Origin of the sequence: Providencia sp. PROV080 (assembly GCF_033688105.1) — a bacterium.
Classification (GTDB): Bacteria; Pseudomonadota; Gammaproteobacteria; order Enterobacterales; family Enterobacteriaceae; genus Providencia; species Providencia zhejiangensis.
On sequence record NZ_CP096346.1, the window covers coordinates 1 to 22,181 of the forward strand.

Annotated in this window: 16 protein-coding genes; 12 read left to right on the forward strand and 4 right to left on the reverse strand. The window is 40.0% G+C overall.

Features of this window, described 5'->3' with window-relative positions; all coding sequences use genetic code 11:
- Nucleotides 1-347 precede the first annotated feature (347 nt).
- The 5 genes from dnaA to M1F03_RS00025 all read left to right on the forward strand — a co-directional run bounded on the left by dnaA (nucleotide 348) and on the right by M1F03_RS00025 (nucleotide 8,195).
- Nucleotides 348-1,739, forward strand: a complete 1,392-nt coding sequence (dnaA, locus tag M1F03_RS00005) for a chromosomal replication initiator protein DnaA (RefSeq protein ID WP_163860443.1) — start codon at nucleotides 348-350, stop codon at nucleotides 1,737-1,739.
- Nucleotides 1,740-1,744: 5 nt separating this feature from the next.
- On the forward strand, nucleotides 1,745-2,845 hold the full coding sequence (gene dnaN, locus M1F03_RS00010) for a DNA polymerase III subunit beta (RefSeq protein WP_154623501.1): 1,101 nt from the start codon (nucleotides 1,745-1,747) through the stop codon (nucleotides 2,843-2,845).
- Nucleotides 2,846-2,853: 8 nt separating this feature from the next.
- Complete coding sequence (recF, locus tag M1F03_RS00015; protein ID WP_251464817.1) at nucleotides 2,854-3,948, forward strand: DNA replication/repair protein RecF; 1,095 nt, start codon at nucleotides 2,854-2,856, stop codon at nucleotides 3,946-3,948.
- An 18-nt stretch (nucleotides 3,949-3,966) separates the two neighbouring features.
- On the forward strand, nucleotides 3,967-6,381 hold the full coding sequence (gyrB, locus tag M1F03_RS00020) for a DNA topoisomerase (ATP-hydrolyzing) subunit B (protein ID WP_154623499.1): 2,415 nt from the start codon (nucleotides 3,967-3,969) through the stop codon (nucleotides 6,379-6,381).
- Between the two features lie 224 nt (nucleotides 6,382-6,605).
- Nucleotides 6,606-8,195 (forward strand): phosphoethanolamine transferase, encoded by a 1,590-nt coding sequence (locus tag M1F03_RS00025; protein ID WP_251464818.1) that lies wholly within the window; start codon nucleotides 6,606-6,608, stop codon nucleotides 8,193-8,195.
- 42 nt (nucleotides 8,196-8,237) lie between these two features.
- Here M1F03_RS00025 and M1F03_RS00030 read toward each other — a convergent pair whose 3' ends face one another.
- Nucleotides 8,238-8,693 (reverse strand): MarR family winged helix-turn-helix transcriptional regulator, encoded by a 456-nt coding sequence (locus tag M1F03_RS00030; RefSeq protein ID WP_154623497.1) that lies wholly within the window; start codon nucleotides 8,691-8,693, stop codon nucleotides 8,238-8,240.
- A 117-nt stretch (nucleotides 8,694-8,810) separates the two neighbouring features.
- Between M1F03_RS00030 and M1F03_RS00035 the strand changes: the two genes are divergently transcribed.
- Entirely contained in the window at nucleotides 8,811-10,628 is a 1,818-nt protein-coding gene (locus M1F03_RS00035) for an FUSC family protein (RefSeq protein WP_247047432.1), read from the forward strand.
- A gap of 47 nt (nucleotides 10,629-10,675) precedes the next feature.
- Here M1F03_RS00035 and asd read toward each other — a convergent pair whose 3' ends face one another.
- Nucleotides 10,676-11,782: an aspartate-semialdehyde dehydrogenase gene (gene asd / locus M1F03_RS00040; protein WP_154623495.1), complete on the reverse strand. Its 1,107-nt coding sequence runs from the start codon at nucleotides 11,780-11,782 to the stop codon at nucleotides 10,676-10,678.
- 420 nt (nucleotides 11,783-12,202) lie between these two features.
- On the opposite strand from asd, the gene M1F03_RS00045 reads away from it, so the two are divergent.
- The gene (locus M1F03_RS00045; RefSeq protein ID WP_251464819.1) at nucleotides 12,203-13,393 is read left to right on the forward strand and encodes an MdtL family multidrug efflux MFS transporter; all 1,191 of its coding nucleotides are present in this window, start codon (nucleotides 12,203-12,205) and stop codon (nucleotides 13,391-13,393) included.
- 193 nt (nucleotides 13,394-13,586) lie between these two features.
- Here M1F03_RS00045 and ykgO read toward each other — a convergent pair whose 3' ends face one another.
- Together ykgO and M1F03_RS00055 are read right to left on the reverse strand one after the other, a co-directional pair.
- On the reverse strand, nucleotides 13,587-13,727 hold the full coding sequence (ykgO, locus tag M1F03_RS00050) for a type B 50S ribosomal protein L36 (protein WP_154623493.1): 141 nt from the start codon (nucleotides 13,725-13,727) through the stop codon (nucleotides 13,587-13,589).
- A gap of 2 nt (nucleotides 13,728-13,729) precedes the next feature.
- Nucleotides 13,730-13,990 carry a type B 50S ribosomal protein L31 gene (locus M1F03_RS00055; RefSeq protein WP_154623492.1) on the reverse strand — a complete coding sequence of 87 codons (261 nt, stop codon included), beginning with the start codon at nucleotides 13,988-13,990 and terminating at the stop codon, nucleotides 13,730-13,732.
- A gap of 546 nt (nucleotides 13,991-14,536) precedes the next feature.
- On the opposite strand from M1F03_RS00055, the gene nagK reads away from it, so the two are divergent.
- From nagK to M1F03_RS00080, 5 genes are all read left to right on the forward strand, one after another.
- Entirely contained in the window at nucleotides 14,537-15,448 is a 912-nt protein-coding gene (gene nagK / locus M1F03_RS00060) for an N-acetylglucosamine kinase (RefSeq protein WP_154623491.1), read from the forward strand.
- Between the two features lie 1,048 nt (nucleotides 15,449-16,496).
- On the forward strand, nucleotides 16,497-17,570 hold the full coding sequence (locus M1F03_RS00065) for an HBL/NHE enterotoxin family protein (protein WP_230085790.1): 1,074 nt from the start codon (nucleotides 16,497-16,499) through the stop codon (nucleotides 17,568-17,570).
- Between the two features lie 72 nt (nucleotides 17,571-17,642).
- Nucleotides 17,643-18,245, forward strand: a complete 603-nt coding sequence (locus M1F03_RS00070; RefSeq protein WP_251464820.1) for a hypothetical protein — start codon at nucleotides 17,643-17,645, stop codon at nucleotides 18,243-18,245.
- 845 nt (nucleotides 18,246-19,090) lie between these two features.
- Nucleotides 19,091-19,729, forward strand: a complete 639-nt coding sequence (locus M1F03_RS00075) for an OB-fold-containig protein (protein ID WP_251464821.1) — start codon at nucleotides 19,091-19,093, stop codon at nucleotides 19,727-19,729.
- 59 nt (nucleotides 19,730-19,788) lie between these two features.
- Nucleotides 19,789-21,987: a hypothetical protein gene (locus tag M1F03_RS00080; protein WP_154622058.1), complete on the forward strand. Its 2,199-nt coding sequence runs from the start codon at nucleotides 19,789-19,791 to the stop codon at nucleotides 21,985-21,987.
- The last annotated feature ends 194 nt before the right edge of the window (nucleotides 21,988-22,181 follow it).

The following is a 22,181-nucleotide window of genomic DNA, read 5'->3' on the forward strand; positions in this document are numbered from 1 at the left end:
TTTTTGATCCTTAGAGAATATTTTCCATAAATCGTCTAAAGTTATCCCCAGCTTTGTGGAAAAAATGTCGCGGATCGAGATCAAAGTGCGCGTTACTCCTATAACCGCATTGTCTTACCACATTTACCTGTGGATAAAAAGCATAAAAACTGTGTAAAAGAATGAAGATCTCTTGCCAATTTTACGGTATGATCTCCGGTCACATTTCCGATCTGAGGATCGGGAAAATACGTTGAGTAAAAATGAATCACATGAGCTTCGCTGGGACTTGTATAAAGCGCCAGTAAAAATTCTTTGCTTAATCTGTACTTCTTTTGTTTCATTGATCTTGTTTAGGGGAGTCCACCGTGTCACTTTCGCTTTGGCAGCAATGTCTTGCCCGATTGCAGGATGAACTACCTGCCACAGAATTCAGTATGTGGATACGCCCTCTTCAAGCTGAATTAAACGATAATACACTGGCACTTTATGCCCCGAATCGTTTTGTCCTTGATTGGGTAAGAGATAAGTACATCAATAATATCAATGAATTATTGAATGACTTTTGTGGTACTGATGCACCAGTACTACGTTTTGAAGTGGGGAGCAAACCAATAACGACTCCTCCAGCGAGTACGCAATCTCGCCATGCTCATGAAGTGCCTGCGATTGCCATTCCATCGGCACCTGTGAAACCAAGTTGGGACAACTCAACCAAAGCACAGCCTGATGTCGCCTATCGCTCAAATGTGAATCCAAAACACACATTTGATAACTTTGTTGAGGGTAAATCAAACCAACTCGCTCGCGCTGCTGCGAGGCAAGTAGCTGAAAATCCCGGCGGAGCCTATAACCCTTTATTTCTTTATGGGGGAACGGGTTTAGGTAAAACGCACTTATTACACGCCGTTGGTAATAGCATCATGCAACACAAAGCAAATGCGCGCGTGGTGTATATGCATTCTGAACGTTTTGTTCAAGATATGGTCAAAGCTTTACAAAACAATGCGATTGAAGAGTTCAAACGCTATTACCGTTCTGTCGATGCATTGCTTATCGATGACATCCAATTTTTTGCGAACAAAGAGCGTTCTCAGGAAGAATTTTTCCATACCTTCAACGCATTACTAGAAGGTAATCAACAAATTATTTTAACTTCCGATCGCTACCCTAAAGAAATCAACGGGGTCGAAGATCGTTTAAAATCGCGTTTTGGCTGGGGGCTAACTGTCGCCATTGAGCCACCAGAGCTAGAAACTCGAGTCGCGATTTTGATGAAAAAAGCCGATGAGAATGAGATCCAACTTCCAGGAGAAGTGGCCTTTTTTATCGCTAAACGCTTACGTTCCAACGTTCGTGAGTTGGAAGGGGCGCTAAACCGTGTTATTGCAAATGCAAACTTTACAGGCCGCGCCATCACCATCGATTTTGTACGTGAAGCGCTGCGAGATTTACTAGCACTACAAGAAAAACTGGTAACTATTGATAACATTCAGAAAACTGTCGCTGAATATTACAAAATAAAGGTTGCAGATTTACTTTCTAAACGCCGTTCCCGTTCTGTCGCTCGCCCGCGTCAGATGGCAATGGCACTGGCGAAAGAACTGACGAATCATAGTTTGCCTGAAATCGGGGATGCCTTTGGTGGCCGTGATCATACAACGGTATTGCATGCTTGCCGTAAAATTGAACAATTACGGGAAGAAAGCCATGACATCAAAGAGGATTTTTCTAATTTAATCAGAACTTTATCATCTTAATTGCTATGAAATTTACTATTGAACGCGAGCAGTTATTAAAACCGTTACAACAGGTTAGTGGTCCATTAGGCGGGCGTCCAACGCTACCTATTTTGGGCAACCTTCTCTTACAAGTTAAAGAAGGTGCTTTGCTATTGACGGGAACCGACTTAGAAATGGAGATGATGGCCAATGTTCCTTTAACACAGGAACATGACGTTGGAGCAACAACCGTTCCAGCACGCAAGTTTTTTGATATCTGGCGTGGGCTACCTGAAGGTTCTGAAATTCGAGTCGAACTTGATGACGACAGATTGCTCGTTCGCTCTGGACGTAGCCGTTTTTCACTGTCAACCTTACCGGCGACCGATTTCCCAAATTTAGATGATTGGCAAAGTGAAGTTGAGTTTTCACTTCCACAGTCAATCCTTAAGCGCTTAATTGAAGCAACCCAGTTTTCAATGGCACACCAAGACGTTCGTTATTACCTCAACGGCATGCTATTTGAAACAGAAGGTCAACTTTTAAGAACCGTTTCTACCGATGGTCACCGCCTTGCTGTCTGTGCCATGGATATCGGACAAGACTTACCTTCTCATTCAGTCATTGTGCCGCGTAAAGGGGTGATTGAATTAATGCGCCTGTTAGATGGCGGTGATTCTCCGGTACAATTACAGATTGGTAGCAATAATATTCGCGCGCATGTCGGTGACTTTATTTTCACGTCAAAACTCGTTGATGGCCGGTTCCCTGATTATCGCCGTGTACTGCCGAAAAACCCAGACAAAACATTAGAAGCTCGCTGTGATTTACTCAAACAAGCGTTCTCACGTGCAGCGATTCTATCCAATGAAAAGTTCCGTGGTGTTCGCTTGTATTTCAGTGAAAATCAACTTCGCATTACCGCGAACAACCCTGAGCAGGAAGAAGCGGAAGAGATTGTTGATGTGAGCTATCAAGGCACAGAAATGGAAATCGGTTTTAACGTGAGCTACATCTTAGATGTTCTCAATGCGCTGAAAAGTGAAAATGTCACTCTGTTTTTAACCGATGCCGTGTCGAGTGTTCAAATTGAAGACTCCGCCAGCAACGCAGCGGTTTATGTCGTCATGCCAATGCGCTTGTAATTATTTTTATGATACTTTCGCGTTTATTGATCCGCGATTTTCGTAATATTGAAGATGCCGATCTCACTTTAGCTAATGGATTCAATTTTTTAATCGGTCCTAATGGCAGCGGTAAAACCAGTGTACTGGAAGCGATATACACGTTAGGCCATGGTCGTGCATTTCGCAGTATTCAAGCGAACCGCGTCATTCGTCATGAACAAGCGCAATTTATCCTACATGGGAAATTAGGCCATCTTGATGAATCACGCAAAGAGCTGTCACTCGGTTTAAGTAAAAATCGTGAAGGTGACAGCAAAGTCAGAATTGACGGGACAGATGGTCATAAAATTGCAGAGCTGGCAAAACTGCTGCCAATGCAATTAATTACCCCTGAAGGGTTTACGTTGCTAAATGGTGGACCTAAGTATCGGCGAGCCTTTATCGATTGGGGGTGTTTTCATAATGAACCCTTGTTTTTTTCCGTTTGGTCAGACTTAAAACGATTATTAAAACAACGTAATGCCGCTTTACGGCAAGTTAGCCATTATGAACAAATACGCCATTGGGATAAGCAGTTAGCTCCCCTTGCAGAGCAAATTAGCCGATGGCGGGATGAATATATTGCAGGTATTGCGGAGAATATTGAGCAAACTTGCCAACAGTTTTTGCCTGAATTTGTTTTATCGGTCTCTTTTCAACGCGGTTGGGATAAAGAAACCGATTATTCAGAGCTATTAGAGCGCCAATTTGAGCGCGATAAAGCGTTAACCTATACCGCGTCAGGGCCACATAAAGCAGATTTACGGATCAGGGCAAATGGAACCCCTGTGGAAGATATGCTTTCACGCGGTCAGATAAAACTTTTAATGTGCGCATTAAGGTTAGCGCAGGGTGAGTTTTTCACCCGACAGAACGGGCAAAGATGCCTGTATCTACTGGATGATTTTGCCTCGGAACTTGATTCGGGCCGTCGTCAATTATTAGCGGCTCGACTCAAGGCTACGCAAGCTCAGGTATTTGTTAGCGCAATAACACCTGAGCAAGTTAAAGACATGATTGATGTAAATAGCAAGATGTTTAGCGTAGAACGTGGCAAAATAGAAGTTAAACCACAGGAATAAATATAGCGGGAAACGTTGATGTCGAATACATATGACTCCTCAAGTATCAAGGTATTAAAAGGGCTGGATGCCGTGCGTAAGCGCCCAGGCATGTATATCGGTGATACCGACGATGGTACAGGTCTTCATCACATGGTCTTCGAGGTTGTCGACAACGCTATCGACGAAGCCCTCGCCGGCTTTTGTGACGACATCGTGATCACAATCCATGCTGATAACTCTGTCTCTGTTCAAGATGATGGTCGTGGTATTCCAACAGGTATCCATGAGGAAGAGGGAGTATCAGCAGCAGAAGTTATCATGACAGTTCTGCATGCAGGCGGGAAATTTGACGATAACTCCTATAAAGTCTCCGGCGGTCTGCACGGGGTTGGGGTTTCTGTTGTTAACGCCTTATCCGAAAAATTAGAGCTGACTATCCGCCGTGATGGTAAAGTTCACGAACAAACCTATAGCCATGGTGAGCCACAAGGCCCATTAACCGTGGTTGGTGAAACGGAGCAAACCGGAACACGTGTCCGTTTCTGGCCAAGTATGGATACCTTTAAAGGTGTCACTGAATTTGAATACGATGTTTTAGCGAAACGTCTGCGTGAGCTATCATTCTTAAACTCAGGTGTATCAATCAAACTCATTGATAAACGTGATGGCAAAGAAGATCATTTCCACTATGAAGGCGGTATCAAAGCTTTTGTTGAATATTTAAGCCGCAACAAAACCCCTATTCACCCATCCGTATTTTATTTCTCGACTGAAAAAGACGGCATTGGTGTTGAAATTGCCATGCAGTGGAATGATGGTTTCCAAGAGAATGTTTATTGCTACACCAACAACATTCCTCAGCGTGATGGTGGTACTCACCTTGCAGGCTTCCGTGCTTCAATGACACGTACGCTGAACAACTATATGGATAAAGAAGGCTATCAGAAAAAAGCCAAAGTCAGTGCAACGGGTGATGATGCTCGTGAAGGCTTGATCGCGGTTATCTCTGTAAAAGTGCCTGATCCTAAGTTCTCATCACAAACAAAAGAAAAACTCGTCTCTTCAGAAGTTAAAACCGCTGTTGAAACGATGATGAACGAACGTTTTGTCGAATATCTTTTGGAAAATCCAAATGATGCCAAAATCGTTGTGGGTAAAATCATTGATGCGGCCCGTGCTCGCGAAGCTGCTCGTAAAGCACGTGAAATGACTCGCCGTAAAGGCGCATTAGATTTAGCGGGTTTACCGGGTAAATTGGCAGACTGCCAAGAACGTGACCCTGCACTTTCTGAACTTTACCTTGTGGAAGGGGACTCAGCGGGCGGCTCTGCAAAACAAGGCCGTAACCGTAAGAACCAAGCGATTTTACCTCTGAAAGGTAAAATTCTGAACGTCGAAAAAGCGCGTTTTGATAAGATGTTGTCTTCACAAGAAGTGGCTACGCTAATCACTGCATTAGGTTGTGGTATTGGTCGTGACGAATACAACCCAGATAAACTACGCTATCACAGCATCATCATTATGACGGATGCTGACGTTGATGGTTCACACATACGTACCCTGTTATTAACCTTCTTCTATCGTCAAATGCCTGAGATTGTTGAACGCGGTCATGTTTATATCGCTCAGCCACCACTGTATAAAGTGAAGAAAGGCAAACAAGAGCAGTATATCAAAGACGATGAAGCGATGGATGAGTACCTGATTTCGATTGCGCTTGATGGTGCTGCTCTACATTTAAGTGCTGATGCACCGGCAATGAAGGGTGAAGAGCTAGAAAAACTGGTGGTTGAATACAATGCCGCGCATAAAATTATCCGCCGCCTTGAACGCCTCTATCCACAAGCTCTGCTGAATAGTTTGGTATATCACTCAACATTGACAGAAGATGCGCTGAAAAACAAAGAACAAGTTGAAGAGTGGGCGAAAACATTAGTTCAACGTTTAGAAGAAAATGAACAGCTTGGTAGTACTTATAGCTATTTCATTAAAGAAAATCGTGAACGCCAGTTGTTTGAACCGACTATTCGTATTCGCACCCACGGTGTCGATACCGACTATAATCTGGACTTTGACTTTGTTCATGGCAGTGAGTACCGTCGTATCACGCATTTAGGTGATATGATCGCCGATTTAGTAGAAGAAGGCGCTTACATCGAGCGTGGCGAACGTCGTCAGAATATCAACAACTTTGAAGAAGCATTAGCATGGTTGAGTCGTGAATCTCGCCGTGGACTTTCTGTACAGCGCTATAAAGGTCTTGGTGAGATGAACCCAGAGCAACTGTGGGAAACAACCATGGATCCAAATACACGCCGTATGATGCGTGTGACCGTAAAAGATGCGATTGCCACTGACTTGCTGTTTACCACATTAATGGGCGATGCTGTTGAGCCACGCCGTGCCTTTATCGAAGAGAATGCTCTGAAAGCGGCGAATATTGATATTTAATTACCGCCGATAAAAAATGTTATAAAACAGAAAACCTCGTGTAAAAACATGGGGTTTTCTTTTTTTATGACTTAACATAACGCTAGTTTACAGTTTTTTACCCCCTCAATATTAATTACACACGCATTTTTTATGTTATAAACGCTTAACACATACCTAATTAACTAAAAGTAATACCTATTGGAATTTTTATTAAGCAAGGTATCTAGAACACTATTATTATTATGCGTTTATTTATCATTTTAGTTTATTTTTTACTGATCTCCGCTATCCCTGCATTATTGAGTGGTGATATTAGTTTACTTTCCAAGCTAGCTATTACGGTAACTGGCACCCTAATTATGTTACTGTGCGCAGGGAACTATAAAACGCTAGTGGGTAAAATTGCCACCGTGTTTGTTGCCTTTTTATGGGCGCTCAATCTCTCGGTTTCTTTTTTCTTTTACCAAAAACATGACATCCGCTTTTCCTCATCAATAGCCGAAACCTTTATCAATACAAATAGCAGTGAAACAGTCGGTATGCTTTCCTACAATAAATACTACGTACTGTTTTATCTTGTTGTGTTTACTGTTTATTTTCTCAGTATTCATAAGTGTGCTAAATACCTTAATCGTAAGGTCACTTTAGCTAGTTTTGGCCTATTCTGCGTCTATCTTGCGGCAGTTCCCGCCTATTATTCTGCATTATTCGCAAAACAAGATAGCTACCTACTGTTAGGGGAGCAATACCTCTCCCATACGCCTTTTTATAACGCCTCGGCACTGATTAGGAATCTCTATGAAAATCGAGGTATTAGAAAAATATCTAGCCATGTCGTTAAATATCAATATGATAAAAAACAACCTGATGCCGATATTTATGTGCTCATCATTGGTGAATCAGTACGTCGTGACCACCTTAGCCTTTATGGTTATGAATACGACACCACGCCGAACCTCAATCGACGTAAACAACAAATGTTAGTGTTTCAACAAGCCTACTCCCCTGCACCAGTCACCATCTTATCGGTTCCTGTATCGCTTTCTAATATCAGTTTTTCGCAAATGCAAGATAAGCAACATTATGCAGATAACATTATTGCCTTAGCTAACCATGCTGGTTTTGAAACCTATTGGATTAGTAATCAAGGTAAGACAAATAAAAAAACCAGTGTCATTTCTTCCATTGCCAGTATGGCCAAACACAAAAAATGGAATGAATTCGTCGGTTACGATGAAGAAATTTTGGATTATGTTGAGCACGCGATAAACACTGAGCTGGATGATTCTAAAAAGAAAAAACTGATAGTACTACACACCTATGGTAGCCATGAGCCATCCTGTAACCGCTTCCCTGAAGAAGAATATCAGGCATTCAGTGAGCAAGAGGATGATAATTGTTATGACAGCTCTATCGCCTATACCGATAAATTTATCGATAAAATTCTACAGCAGCTGGAAGGAAAATCGGCTTCGGTGATGTATTTTTCTGACCACGCTTTACAACGGTTAGATAGCGATAATCAAATACACTATCACCATGGCGTCAATAGCCCGCGCAGAGAAGCTTATGAAATTCCGCTATTTATATGGTACAGCCCCAATGCCACTAGGCCTGAATTAAATGAGCAGGTTCTACATCAACCATACTCAACAGCGAATAATTATTGGCTAATGAGTGATTGGTTAGGCATACAACAAAAAGCGGCGAAAGCCTGTTTATCCCCCTTACGCCAATGCTACCAACCACAAAAAGAGATCAATATGATCGATGGAAATCGTAATCTATTGAATTTGAAAACATTACCATCTGAGTTATCCTCTCCACAATAAACATAAATCACTCCCTGTGATGTCATGGGGGAGTGATTGTGCTTAATCTTCACCGAATCGTTCGGGAAAATCTTTAACTGTCATTTCTACGGCATTCTTCGCTAGGCTGTCTAAAAAGCCAAATAACTGTTGTGCATTTTGCTCGGTTAAATCAGCCGCCAAGTAATCATTCCATTTGTTTAATTTGTGATTTAACTCATCGACCACTTTGTTTCCCAAAAGGGTCAACGAAATATGATACGCACGTTTATCAACATCACTATTTTTCTTTTCCACCCACTTTTGTTCGAGAAACTTGCTGATCCCTCGCGTGGTGACTGACTTATCAATCACCATCGCTCGCGATATTTGCTCAAGCGTAGATTCATCATATTGTTGAATATGAAGTAACATCAAACACTCGATGGCATTAAGCCCATAAGGCTCCCCCATCCATTTCATATAACGGTGAGCCGCACGACTGATGATCCCAAAAACACGAGCTTGGTCTGTACGCATAAACACCTCATTAGTTGATTTTGTCAACTATTTAGTTGATAATTCGCTATCCATTTAGTTGATATTATCAACTAATCTTATTGTTCACACGCAGATATTACTCATATTCAATACTTTATGTCACATAATAATGCCTTATTGCAGCGTTTAGGGTTTAGCCCAGATCGTTTACGTTTTGCCACAATTACGGCTTGTGCCTCCATTATTGCGCTATTTATCGCACAATATTTTCAGCTCGTTCATCCGCAGTGGGCGGCAATGACAGTATGGGCATCGGCGCAACCTTGGCGTGAAAACCTACTCGAAAAGAGTTGGTGGCGTTTTGCTGGCACCGTCAGTGGTGTACTCGCGGGCGTATTGCTTATTTATCTGCATATGCTTCATCCCCTCTTGTTTATCCTTGGCCTTGCCGTCTGGTTAGGCGTATGTAGTGGCATTGGCCAATTACAAAAAGGATTCGTTGCCTATGGTACGCTACTTGCAGGCTATTCAGCCGTCATGGTGAGTATGCTTAGCGTACATGATACCAATAATATTTTTATGGTCGCATGGGATAGATTTTGGACAATCCTGGTCGGTGTGCTATCTGCCGTTATTTTTAATTACCTGTTTACCCCTAAGCGAGATCAAGCACCAGCAACCGTGCTAAAAAATCAAATTGACCAACGATTTTATGCCGTTTTGCATCATGCATTAAATAAAAAAGAGTCGGTTAAACAAGAGGATATTGACACGTTATGGCAACAAATTGCCAGTTATGATGAGTTGCTTGAAGCAAATCGTATTGGTTGGCGTTACCATCGAAAACAGGTGGTTCAGGCTCGACAACGATTAATAGCACAAAGCCAAATATTACTTCATCTCGCCCAATTTAGATCCATTGCAGCATTCCCTTTTCCTGAACATGAGCCTTCAGAAAAAGAATGGAAACATTTACTGTTCCTTTGCCCTAACGGTCCATTAAAAAGTCTTTTAATCACGCTTTATTACGCCATTAAAGGCACATCCATCAAAAGAGTTAGCCGCATCGATAAGTTAAAACTACATCAAGACAAAATATCGGCATGGCATGCCTTCACGCGTTCATTTATCACCATTGGAGTGGTTGGGGTACTTTGGTCACTTACGCAATGGCAAACACTCGCTTATCTCACTCTAGGGCTCTCCGTGATGTTAACCATATTTGCCTCATTCGATTACCCTGATAGGTTTATGAAAAATGTCTTTATGGGGCAATTTTTAGGTGCTGTTGCGGCATTACTCTGTACTTGGTTCCTATGGCCCTTTGCAAATTCATCGTGGCAGATGGCCTTATTCATTATCCCTGTTATCGTTAGCGGTATTTTAGTTTTTGCTCACAGTCGACTGATTTTTATCGCTTTTGACTACATCATGGTGTCATTGATTTTACTGCAACCAAGCTACCCATTTTCTCTCTCGTTACCAACAAGTATCGGGAATGCAATAGCCATTGTTTGCGGCCCTCTGGTTGCTATGGCGGCGTTTATGTGGATCTACCCTACTAATCCGCAAAAACGATACCAGCACCTACTCAGGCTCGCACATCGGCAATTTAAGCAGGGTATTTTACAACTTGCTCAGGGTAATAAGCCGTCAACGACTCGAATAATGCACCGTTTATTAAATGGATTAGCACTCGCCAAAAAAAGTGAGTTTCCCTTTAAGTCGACCCTTGAGTTTTTCGAAATAAGACATGGCATTTGGTTAGTTTTATTAATGCTATATAAGCAGTTTTCACATAATCCATCGAAAAAACGCGCATTAAATGTATTAGTATTTCGTCTACAACACGACAAAATAACCCCATACAATATCGAACGCATTATGCAGCGATTACAACGCAACGAAAATTCAAATAGAGTGGTGTTGTTACACCGCTATTTAAATAAATTATCTGCGGAAAAGATAAGCTAGCTGCACCTCAACGCTGAGGTTTCAGGTGCAGCGATAATTGAATGCATTTACAGCAAAATATTTAACATACGACGCAGTGGCTCTGCTGCTCCCCACAATAGTTGGTCACCAACAGTGAAGGCTGACAGGTATTCAGGCCCCATATTCAATTTACGAAGACGACCAACAGGTGTACTTAATGTACCTGTTACCGCCGCTGGGGTAAGTTCACGCATAGTGATTTCACGATCATTAGGGACGACTTTGACCCACTCATTATGCGATGCCAGTAGCTGCTCAATCTCATTAAGTGCAATATCTTTTTTGAGTTTTAGTGTGAATGCTTGGCTATGGCAACGCAGTGCACCAACACGAACACAAAGCCCATCAACAGGAATAATATTGTTACCTGTCGCCAAAATTTTATTGGTTTCTGCTTGGCCTTTCCATTCTTCGCGGCTTTGGCCATTTTCGAGTGCTTTATCAATCCATGGGATCAAACTACCGGCTAAAGGTACCCCAAACGCATCGGCTGGCATCGCGCCGCTGCGTGTAAAGTCTGTCACTTTTTTCTCGATATCTAAGATAGCGGATGCTGGGTCTTGTAGCTCTTTAGCAACTTGAGTATGCAAAGCGCCCATTTGTATCAATAATTCGCGCATGTTACGTGCACCAGCACCTGACGCGGCTTGATAAGTTGCTACAGAAGCCCATTCAACTAAATTATGAGTAAATAAGCCGCCTAATGACATGAGCATTAGACTGACGGTACAGTTACCGCCAACAAAGGTTTTGATCCCTTTATTCAAACCGTCTTGGATATGTTGTTGGTTGACCGGATCAAGAATGATGATCGCATCATCTTTCATACGTAATGCTGAAGCAGCATCAATCCAATAGCCATCCCAACCTGCCGCGCGCAATTTAGGATAGATATCATTGGTATAATCACCGCCTTGACAACTAATAATGATATCTAACGCTTTTAATGCATCAATATCATTGGCATCTTGTAGTGTACCGCGATGACCGCCATACGCTGGAGCTTCTGCACCATGCTGAGAAGTGGTAAAAAATACAGGATGAATTGCGTTAAAATCACCTTCTTCTACCATTCTTTGCATTAAAACTGAACCGACCATGCCCCGCCAGCCGACAAATCCTACATTTTTCATTGTGTTCACCCTGTCCATTTAAACATTTTTACCCAAATAAATTTCGAGATCCCCTGTATCCCTTCTTTCTTTATTCACAGAAATTAGAAATTCATTAGGTACATTAAAGCTGACAAAATATGAACCAGTGTGCAAGTGAAATTATTCACTAATAATAAGAAGATTAGTAATATCGCTAATATACTTGCCATACGGCCAGGCTTAGAACGACTCACTAAACTCAATATTTGACTTACCTTCTACTTTACTGGCTCTAAATCGTTATCCATATGCCCGTCTGCTACCGAAAAAACCGGCTATTGAGTCGCCTTTTCTTTCCAAAACAACAATAAAAAATGCTTTTTTGTTATTAATTAATATCATGAATGATCACTTTTGATTAAAATCCCCACCTGCTTTTCTCAGGATACTCTTTGCCCTATGATCAAATATGTTCTTTTTAGTTTCTGGATAGTGTTAATTTATCCTTTAGGTGTCGACCTGCATCTAACAGGTATTCCGCTCATCGCCGCAGACCTACAAGCAACTGAAAGCCAGTTGCATATGGCCTTCTCTATTTATCTCGCGGGGATGGCATCAACAATGTTAATTGCTGGCTGGTGCGCCGATCATATTGGGCGTAAACCTGTTGTTCTGGTGGGTGCCATGATATTTGCGGCCTCATCCATCATGGCTGGCACATCCACTACCGCTAATTTCTTTTTGATTGCTCGTTTTTTACAGGGAATTGGGGCGGGATTCTGCTATGTAGTCACCTTCGCCATATTACGCGATGTATTATCGGCAAGAGTACGTACTAAGGTACTCGCGATGATGAATGGGATTACTTGCATTGCGCCAGTACTTGCCCCTGTTATCGGTTTTGCCATTTTACTCTTTTACCACTGGTCAGTGATGTTTTACTTTATGGCTGCCTACGCGGTCGTCAGTATTTTGTTTTGCCTTATCGGTATCAAAGAAACCAAACCGGTCATCAATAAAAATCAGCACAATGACACGCTAGCAACCTCCGCCACAGAGGAACGTTTTCTTAATAGCTTCTTTTTGACTCGCTTGATCATTTCCTGTTTCGGTATTGCGGTGATTTTAACCTATGTTAATGTCTCCCCAATCATTTTGATGGGTAACTTAGGCTTTACAACGGGGCAATTTTCTACGGCAATGACACTACTGGCGATGCTGAGCATGGCAACATCATTTTCCATGCCAAAGCTGATTTCTTTATTTAAGAGCCAATCTCTTATTTATACTGCCCTCAGTTTATTTTTAGTCAATGCGCTGATTTTGCTGTCCTACTTATCAGGCATTGAACATATTGCGCTGCTATTTGTTGTGTTTGGTTTTTGCGGTGTAGGCTTTTCAATGTTATTTGGCATTATTATGAGCCAAGCGCTCTCACCCTATTCAAGGAAAGCGGGTATCGCCAGTTCTATTCTCGGTATTTCACAACTGAGCTTTGCTTCTCTTTATATCTGGATTATGGGTTGGATTGGCGTACAGTCCATGCATATGCTGTTGATCATTTTATTAGCGGCAGGTCTTATCAGTATGATATTACTAAGAATATCAGCCCAATCAAGTTTGAAAACTGCAACGATAGAGTCAATATAGCCCCTTTAATCGATAAAAAATAACCATCGCGGCACAGGACTGCGCGATGGTTCAGGAAAACGGAAGCAAGTTCAATAGCCACTCACTGTTCTTCCATAAACACATTATTCAAATTTCCCATCGACTTTTACGCCAATTTATTAACGTATTGATGATTTATTCCGTTGTGAACATCCCTGGCATTTAAGGCAAATCAGCGTTTTTTCTTACAACCTTGGACAGCTTTAAAACGTGGGTTGGTTTTACAAATAACATAGACACGGCCACGTCGACGTACGATTTGACAATCAGGATGGCGCTGTTTCGCCGTTTTTAATGAACTCAACACCTTCATGATTATTTTTCCTCTTTTGACAAGAAGCGAGCAAAACGTTTTTGGAACTGTGCCGTTTTCCCTTCTTGTGAAATCATTTTTTGTTTACCTGTATAAAACGGATGTGATTGTGAAGAGACATCCAGCGTGACATAAGGATAGGTTTCTCCTTCAAATTCAATGACTTTTTCCGTTTTAATCGTCGAACCTACTTTAAAATAGGCATCAGCACTTGTGTCGTGAAATACAACAGTTCGATATTGTGGATGGATACCGTCTTTCATCTTAATACACCATTTGTTATGTTATAATATAACAATATTAAATTTAAAATGATGATGCAACCTTTTTGTGAAAAAGAAAACGCATCAACGAATCAACTACTTGTTTTCGTTAGAAAATAGCCACAGATAAACCGTCTTCTTTATTTTGCATATTGAGTATTTATCCTGTTAATGCAGCAGTGAGTTGCTTAATAGGGTTACCGACGGAGAATATGAAGTTATTCAGCTAACAACAAATAAAGTTCAATCGAGAGAAATCGTTCTTTTTGGCTTATTGGTGATGACGTATGTCCATACAAGAAGAACATCATTGATGGGTAAGCGAGAAAACGGCGGATTCGAACACGCCTCTTCCACATTCACCGTAGAGAAATGAGCATATCCATCGCACCTAGCATTTCAATCCCCGTAAAAAATAAAGATCAAAACGCTAATTCCCCCTATCAAGAACTTTTGTATAATTAGGCAAACACACACTATTCATTTATTATTTATCAAATAGATACAGTAGTATTAATGATGAATTAACCACAAAGGGATAACAAAATGTATTACGGCTTTGATATGGGCGGTACTAAAATTGAACTTGCTGTGTTTGATGAGTCACTCAATCCTATTTGGCAAAAACGTGTGCCGACACCTAAAGAAGATTATCAAGCTCTTTTACATGTCTTCCAAAGTCTTACTGAAGAGGCCGATGCAAAATTTGCTTGTCATGGAAAAATAGGCGTCGGCGTGCCAGGTATTGTGAATCATGCCAAAGGAACGGTGTTTACCACTAACGTTCCCGCAGCGCAGTACCAACCTTTGATACAGGACTTAGCGAATACCTTACAGCGCCCAGTCAAAGTCGAAAATGATGCTAACTGCTTTGCACTTTCAGAAGCTTGGGCCCCCGATTTCACTCGTTATCCTACCGTACTCGGCCTAATATTAGGCACCGGTGTTGGTGGTGGTTTCGTTACGCAAGGTAAAGTACTTTCAGGAAAAAATGGTATTGCAGGTGAAATTGGTCATATGAATATTTCACTGCAAGGCGCTCGACGCCTCGGTGATAGTGTTCCTGAAATAACTTGTGGTTGTGGAAAGAAGGCTTGCTTTGAAACCTATTTGTCCGGCCCAGGTTTTGAGCGAATTTATGCTTCTTTTACTGGTGAAAAAAAATCAGCCATCGAAATCATTCAGCTTTATCAGCAAGGTGATGTTGCCGCTAAACAGCATGTTGAACGTTATATTGATCTATTAGGTATGTTTTTAGGCCAAGTATTAACGGTTCTTGATCCTGATTTAGTCGTGATTGGTGGTGGCTTATCTCAATTTGATGGTATTTATCAGTTATTACCCGATGTACTTCCACAATACTTATATGGCATCGCTAATCTGCCTGCGATTGAAAAGGCGCGATATGGCGATTCAGGGGGAGCAAGAGGCGCTGCTTGTTTAAACTTACGCGATTAATGACATTCAAAAATAGACTATTTTTCTTATACTAAAAAAACTGAAGCAGCGCTAAATACATCGTGTCTCTTTTCGTTGTTTCAGTTTTTTAAATAGCGGGATCGGGAACCAGAATACCGTAAAACACCCCATTTTAATGTTCAAAAAGAGATTCACCCATTCACATTTGGCCTTGTTATTTTTAACAGCGCCTAGACAAATATTCCAAATCTATCAATAGATAGATTGATTAAATATTCATTAATGGCAATCTCATCTTCTTTATCAATTGATTATTGTCACCGTTAAAAATGATGTATTGGTTTTTAATTAAACCTCAAACATTAATGTTACATACTGTTTTTATTGGTGTTTTTTCGTTTTAATCCCAATAAATAAATTTAAATTAATGATTGAGTTCGTTGACGTTAATCCCTATGAATAACTTAAACATACAGTTAATTATAATATCGCCTCATTTTTAATCAGGCGAAATTTAGCTTAAATAATCAAATAACGCCATAAGTCATCGCCATTTAATAAATTGATAATAGTCCGTTATATTAATAAAAAAGAGGCGTTATCATCCACATATGAGGGAACAACCATTTAAAATGCCCTAACGATTAAACAATAAAACATGACTAACTACATCACTATTTTATTAATTGTTTGATTAGAACACACGACCGTCTCTTACTCATTTTGAATTATAAATAAAGCAAAATAACCATGAATAAATGATTGTTAAGTTTTTTGCCAACTTCATCACAAAAAAATAATTATAATTCATGATTAAATTAAATATGAACTATATGTTTATTATTGCTAGGGCTCATTAAAATTATTAGTGGCCTTAGCAGAACTTATCGGTTATCAGATAAACCAGTCCTTTTAATCTTTAAATACAGAACATCACTTATCATATATTTTCAAAATATCAATTGATTAGTGACTGTGATTATAATGGCAAAAGATAACGCCGATATTATTTAAATAAGCTTTCTGTTTCATCTGATTAATTAAATCATATGAAATAAAGCATCACATTTAATCAATGAGGTATATCATGAACTTTAGTCAATCACCTTTAGTCATCAATAATGCAAATAAAAAACAATCCAGCTCTGACTTGATTGTACAAAGTAGTTGCCGATCCGTTCTGCAACAGCCATTTGTTAATTTCACTAATAATCCATCATTAATTAACTTACAGCAAGATGTCAATTCTGCATTAGGCATAGCAAAAGAAAATTCAAATTATTATCTTGATACTATACAACCAATGATAATTAGTAATATTTCTAGCATTAGTGCTTACTATACCATGCATAATTCAATAGCAACCCAAGTTCCAGCGGGAACAAGTATTTCTGATTGGCTAAATATTTTAAGTGCGATTAGAGATCAATCAAAAACATATGCAAGTGAGGCGCATATCACTAGCACGCTTTTGTCACAATTTAGTCATAAGTTAGATAATAGTGTATCGAGCTTCTATAGTGTTGTTGATAAATTAAACGCCGCTATACTGGGTGATAACGGTGCGCTAGCTCAAAATAGAAATAAATTAATCGATATACAAACACAAATAGCTGTTGATGAGGTAGGTATAACACTTGGTGCGATAAGTATTGTGGGAGGGCTTATATCGATTGTTGTCGGGATTGCAAGTTCCTTTTTTACCGGAGGCGCAACAATTACCATGGTGATAGGCGGGGGAGTGGCAATAGCAACGGGTGTTGCTGGTATTACAGGTGCCACATTAAAACTTAAGGGTGACCTTAAATTAAAAGAGATCTTATTAGTTGAGGATGCTAATTTGAAAAATGAGGTTAGAGTCGCTCAAGCATGTTCAGCTGGAAATGCACAACTGGCAGTGTGTATATCACAAGCAGCTCAATCTTCACTTGATATGTCAAATGCATGGGGTTTTCTCTCTAATGATATAGAGAGCCTTATTAATGATCTAAATATGGGGATTATCAGTGGTGATAAGGTTAGAGAGTTATTCTTATCAAGTGCGAATAACCAAGTTAAGATCGTCTTAAAAGATACTGATATAATTAAATCACAAATGAGTGGTATTGAATATGTCATTAACCCCACAAAGTATACTTATGATTTAATTAATGTTAATTAAAAGTAAGCACTGAAAATAGCAGTGGAAGTTAATAACATGAAGTAAAATTAACTCAATCATATGGTGAAAAACATGAACATTTTAAGTTATAAAAGCCTAATGTTTAATTATCTAGGTATAATAGGCAAGTACAATAATGCACAATGGAACTTGCCCTTCTATGCCCAAAAAATAATTGTCTCAATTAATAACTCAATGCTTATATGTGAAAAAATTATTGAGCTTTCATCAGCTCAAATCCAAAATTGGATTAACGAACTTAAATCAATATCCAATTTTATAAATATGAATGACATATCGAGTTCTCGTGAATCATTATCTAAAATGCAACTTGATTCATCTAATGTCATTAATGGTCTATTGTTACAAATAAGTGTCCTGAAAGACTGTGTTCATACTCTAGAAGACATCATGTCAACACCTGAAGTTTTCTTTGGAGATCCTGAAATTAGCGAACTAAATGAATTTAAAAATGATGTGATTGGCTTTTTTAATATTGAAGTCAACTTTCAAGTCTATCTATTTGGATTATTGTCGGATTATAAAACGCTAAATAATATCTTTAGCATAAGTATACAACCATACAACTATGAACAATATAATTCGATGTCAGTTGTTAAAGTGCAAACCGAAGCATCATTTGTAAAAGTGAAGGAATTAAGATTGTCACTTTAAGATTTAGGGATCAACGGAGTTTATTGCAAAAGTGCATTAATGTGACGTTATTGCTCATTACTGAGGAGAATAACCATGTCACTGAATGATTTCAAATGGAAGTATTTTGCGCCCTCTATCACCTTTTGGTGTATACGTAACGATGATTCAATATCTCAGAGCTATACCGATGTTAGTGATATTTTGGCTGAACGAGGCGTTTTTTCATCGTTCAGCCATTTATCGCTATTTTATCAACGATACTCCGATAGAAGATGTCAGAGATATCAAGTAAGTCTGACCCAGTGATGACCTACTGATAGCGGCGTATAGGTAAACTATTTTCATAATACGAATTAAGTGAAAGATCGCCATCGGTCTATTGGCAAATTGTAGGTAAAAATAGCAATGCTTGATGTGAATTGGCGAACGTCTAGTTAACCATGAAAATGGATCGGCTTACTGGTTTTTTGAGTCCATAGCACACCGCTAATCTCACTTTTTTCCTTTTAATAATCATTTCATTGTTTATCGCTAGAAAAAATATAATCAAAAAAATAACATTATTGTATTAATTAATTTTTCAGACTCTTTTAATCTTACCGCTTCAATAAATTATAATATAATCTTACACATTGCTGTTATGATTCATTATCTTTTATTAACAATTAATGGCAAAATAACCGTTATCTAGCCTGTTTTTATCAGTCATTAATGAAATTGAAAATATTTCATGAATAACTCATAAAAATCAGCCAGATAATAAAGACTAGTCCTATATTGATAATCATTAAATCTAATATGATCAAATTAAAGGTTATAGTCATCACCAAGTTACAACTCTAAATATTATAGCGAGAACAACTATGAGTTTGTTTCTACAAAACTGTCTGGCCTTCCCCGCTGTTCTTTTTAGCGGGTTACTGATTATTGTCATGTTTTATTGGGTTTGTGCTGCTTTTGGGTTGTTAGATATTGATTTATTTAATGTCGATACATCGGTAGATAGCGGAGGTTTTGATGCCACAGGCTTTGCAGGATGGCTGACAAAATTAGGGCTAGCAGGCATTCCAGTCACCATTATTCTCACTCTATTTACACTATTTGGTTGGCTACTGAGCTATTTTAGTGTTCATTGGTTTATCCGATTTATTGATATTACCCTGCTACGCTACCTCGTGGGTTTCGTCGTGTTATTGGTCACGGCCTTTATTTCAATTCATCTTACTGCCTTATGTCTAAAACCATTACGTGAAAAATTAGCTAAATCCTCTTCCCCAAAAAGCGTAAGCCAATTGATAGGCAAGTTTGCAACAGTACGTTCCGGTGATGTAACTGAGCATCGAGGAGAGGCTATTTTAGAAGATGGTGGTGCCGGTTTGATCTTACAAATTCGCGCCGCTTCAACCGAAAACATAAAGCGCGGTGACCGCGTTGTCATTATTCGCTATGACGCTGAGTCACACACTTATGATGTGGTGACTGAAGAAGAATTCCGCCGCTAATAATCAACAATACTGTAATTAGTTAACGACGACATTATCGAAACCCATGGAGAGAAAATATGGAATTGGCTGAACTAATGCCCTTTTTGACCATTGTCGGGGGCATCATCGTAGTCATACTTGGATTTTTTGGGCTATTTAAAGCCTTCTATATCAAAGTTCCACAAGGAACAGCGCTGATTGTTAACGACATGTCGTCACAGCCAAAAGTTCACTTTACTGGTGCTTTAGTTTACCCCGTTATCTACAAAAAAGAGTTTATGAGAATATCTCTCTTAACTTTAGAAGTGGATCGCCGTGGGAAAGATGGCTTGATTTGCCAAGATAATTTACGTGCTGATATTACCGTTGCCTTTTATTTACGTGTAAATGAAACAACGGAAGATGTACTTAAAGTCGCTAAGGCGATTGGTGTTGACCGTGCTTCTGACCATCAAGCCGTAAGCACCTTATTTAGTGCTAAATTCTCAGAAGCACTCAAAACGGTTGGTAAGCAGTTTGAGCTGTCTAAACTTTTTGAAGATAGACAAAACTTCCGTGATCGTATTGTTGATGTTATCGGTAAAGATCTCAATGGCTATGCGCTTGAAGACGTTGCCATCGACTATTTAGAGCAAACACCAAAAGCAGCGCTCGATCCAAATAATATTTTCGACTCCGAAGGTATTCGTAAAATCACTGAAATTACCGCAATCCATAATATTGAAACGAACCAGAAAGAACGTGACCAAGAACTGGCAATTCAAAAGAAAAATGTGGAAACCCGCGAAGCTAGCTTAGCACTTGAGCGTCAACAAGCCGATGCAGAAGCCCGTCAAAAACGTGAAATTGAAAATATTCGAGCGCGTGAACAAGCTGAAACATTACGTGTACAAGAAGAAGAACGCTTAAAAGCAGAACAAGCACGGATTCAAACTCAACAAGAAATTGAAATCCGTGAAGAAAACCGTATGCGTGAAGTTGAAGTTGCTCAACAAAACCGTACCCGTGCTGTCACTATCGAAGAAGAGCGAGTCAAACGCGCTCGTGACCTCGAAATTGTTGCTCGCGAACGTGAAGTTGAACTACAACGCATTGAAAAAGAAAAAGCATTAGAAGAAGAACGCAAAAATATTTCTAATGTCATTCGCGAACGTGTGGTGGTAGAAAAAAGTGTTGCTCAAGAAGAAGAGCGTATTAAAGAAGTTCGTGAAATTTCAGAAGCCGATCGTTTAAGACAAGTCACTGTCATTAACGCTCAAGCAGAAGCGGAAGAATCCTTAGTACGTCAAGTGAAGAAAGCGGAAGCCGACGAGGCAAGTGCTAAACACAAAGCTGAAGAGATCAGTACCATGGCTCAAGCCGAGCTTGAAGCCTCAGCAAAACAAGCAGAAGCCAAAAAACGCTTAGCAGAAGGGATTGAAGCAGAACATGCAGCATTAGGCTTAGCCGAAGCACGAGTACGTCAAGCGGCGGCAGAAGCGGAAGAAAAAGAAGGGTTAGTACAAGCTAACATCACAGCAGAAAAACTCCTTGCCGAAGCGAGAGGCTTAAAAGAAAAAGGCTTAACAGAAGCGCAAGTGAGGGAGGCGATGGCGCTAGCAGAGCAACAACAGGGCTTTGCTGAAGCGAAAATCCTTGAAGAGAAATTAACAGCGCAAGCGCGTGGTGAAGAGCAACAAGCGAATGCGAAAGAGAAATTAGGTCTGGCGGATGCAAAAGTACTTGAAGAAAAACTGGCCGCACAAGCTCGCGGTGAAGGCCAATTAGGTGCTGCACAAGCCGAAGTCATTCGTCAGCGTCTAAAAGCAGAAGCTGATGGCTTGACGGATAAGTTCCAATCTATGGATCACCTCAGTGATACAGCTCGCGCCCACGAAGAATTCCGTATGCGTCTTGAGAAAGAGTTTGAACAATCTATGGCTTCAATTGCCGCAAATAAAGAAATTGCTCGCGAACAAGCCGATGTACTGGCAGCAGCCTTAACCAAGACAAATATCGAAATTGTTGGCGGAGATGGTAGCTTCTTTAATACCTTCTCTAAAGCACTTAGCTTAGGCAAAGCCGTTGATGGCTTTATGGATAAAAGCAGTTTTGCGAAGGAGAGTGTCGAAAAGCTGATCAACCGTAAAGACGATAAAAAAATCGACATCGCCGCTTTGCTAAAAAACCCAGAGGTTCAAGATCTGATTAATGGGTTTATGGCTGCAAAAGGTGCAGGTCAACAGGTAAAAACTGTCACAGCAAAACCTGAAAACCAAAGCGATAATCAACTCTAATTAAGATGATAATTCAAAGGCATATACTATATCCTTTAGGTAACAAGTCATGTTGTTGATGTCGATGTAAAAGATAGCCCAAGAACTTAGACATTTAAGTGACTTGGGCCACTAAATACAAATACATCAACCTTATATTGGCTTGAAGTATCACCTGTATATGTCTTGTGTTTTTGTTATAGCCAAGGAAATCA

What these genes read in the sequence shown, in the direction of transcription:
- dnaN (WP_154623501.1), top strand. Translation starts at nt 1,745, where the DNA reads ATGAAATTTACTATTGAACGCGAGCAGTTATTAAAACCGTTACAACAG.
- M1F03_RS00055 (WP_154623492.1), bottom strand. Translation starts at nt 13,990, where the DNA reads ATGAAAGACGGTATCCATCCACAATATCGAACTGTTGTATTTCACGAC.
- M1F03_RS00025 (WP_251464818.1), top strand. Translation starts at nt 6,606, where the DNA reads ATGCGTTTATTTATCATTTTAGTTTATTTTTTACTGATCTCCGCTATC.
- M1F03_RS00030 (WP_154623497.1), bottom strand. Translation starts at nt 8,693, where the DNA reads ATGCGTACAGACCAAGCTCGTGTTTTTGGGATCATCAGTCGTGCGGCT.
- M1F03_RS00070 (WP_251464820.1), top strand. Translation starts at nt 17,643, where the DNA reads ATGAACATTTTAAGTTATAAAAGCCTAATGTTTAATTATCTAGGTATA.
- M1F03_RS00080 (WP_154622058.1), top strand. Translation starts at nt 19,789, where the DNA reads ATGGAATTGGCTGAACTAATGCCCTTTTTGACCATTGTCGGGGGCATC.
- asd (WP_154623495.1), bottom strand. Translation starts at nt 11,782, where the DNA reads ATGAAAAATGTAGGATTTGTCGGCTGGCGGGGCATGGTCGGTTCAGTT.
- M1F03_RS00065 (WP_230085790.1), top strand. Translation starts at nt 16,497, where the DNA reads ATGAACTTTAGTCAATCACCTTTAGTCATCAATAATGCAAATAAAAAA.
- ykgO (WP_154623493.1), bottom strand. Translation starts at nt 13,727, where the DNA reads ATGAAGGTGTTGAGTTCATTAAAAACGGCGAAACAGCGCCATCCTGAT.
- gyrB (WP_154623499.1), top strand. Translation starts at nt 3,967, where the DNA reads ATGTCGAATACATATGACTCCTCAAGTATCAAGGTATTAAAAGGGCTG.
- recF (WP_251464817.1), top strand. Translation starts at nt 2,854, where the DNA reads ATGATACTTTCGCGTTTATTGATCCGCGATTTTCGTAATATTGAAGAT.
- M1F03_RS00035 (WP_247047432.1), top strand. Translation starts at nt 8,811, where the DNA reads ATGTCACATAATAATGCCTTATTGCAGCGTTTAGGGTTTAGCCCAGAT.
- nagK (WP_154623491.1), top strand. Translation starts at nt 14,537, where the DNA reads ATGTATTACGGCTTTGATATGGGCGGTACTAAAATTGAACTTGCTGTG.
- M1F03_RS00075 (WP_251464821.1), top strand. Translation starts at nt 19,091, where the DNA reads ATGAGTTTGTTTCTACAAAACTGTCTGGCCTTCCCCGCTGTTCTTTTT.
- M1F03_RS00045 (WP_251464819.1), top strand. Translation starts at nt 12,203, where the DNA reads ATGATCAAATATGTTCTTTTTAGTTTCTGGATAGTGTTAATTTATCCT.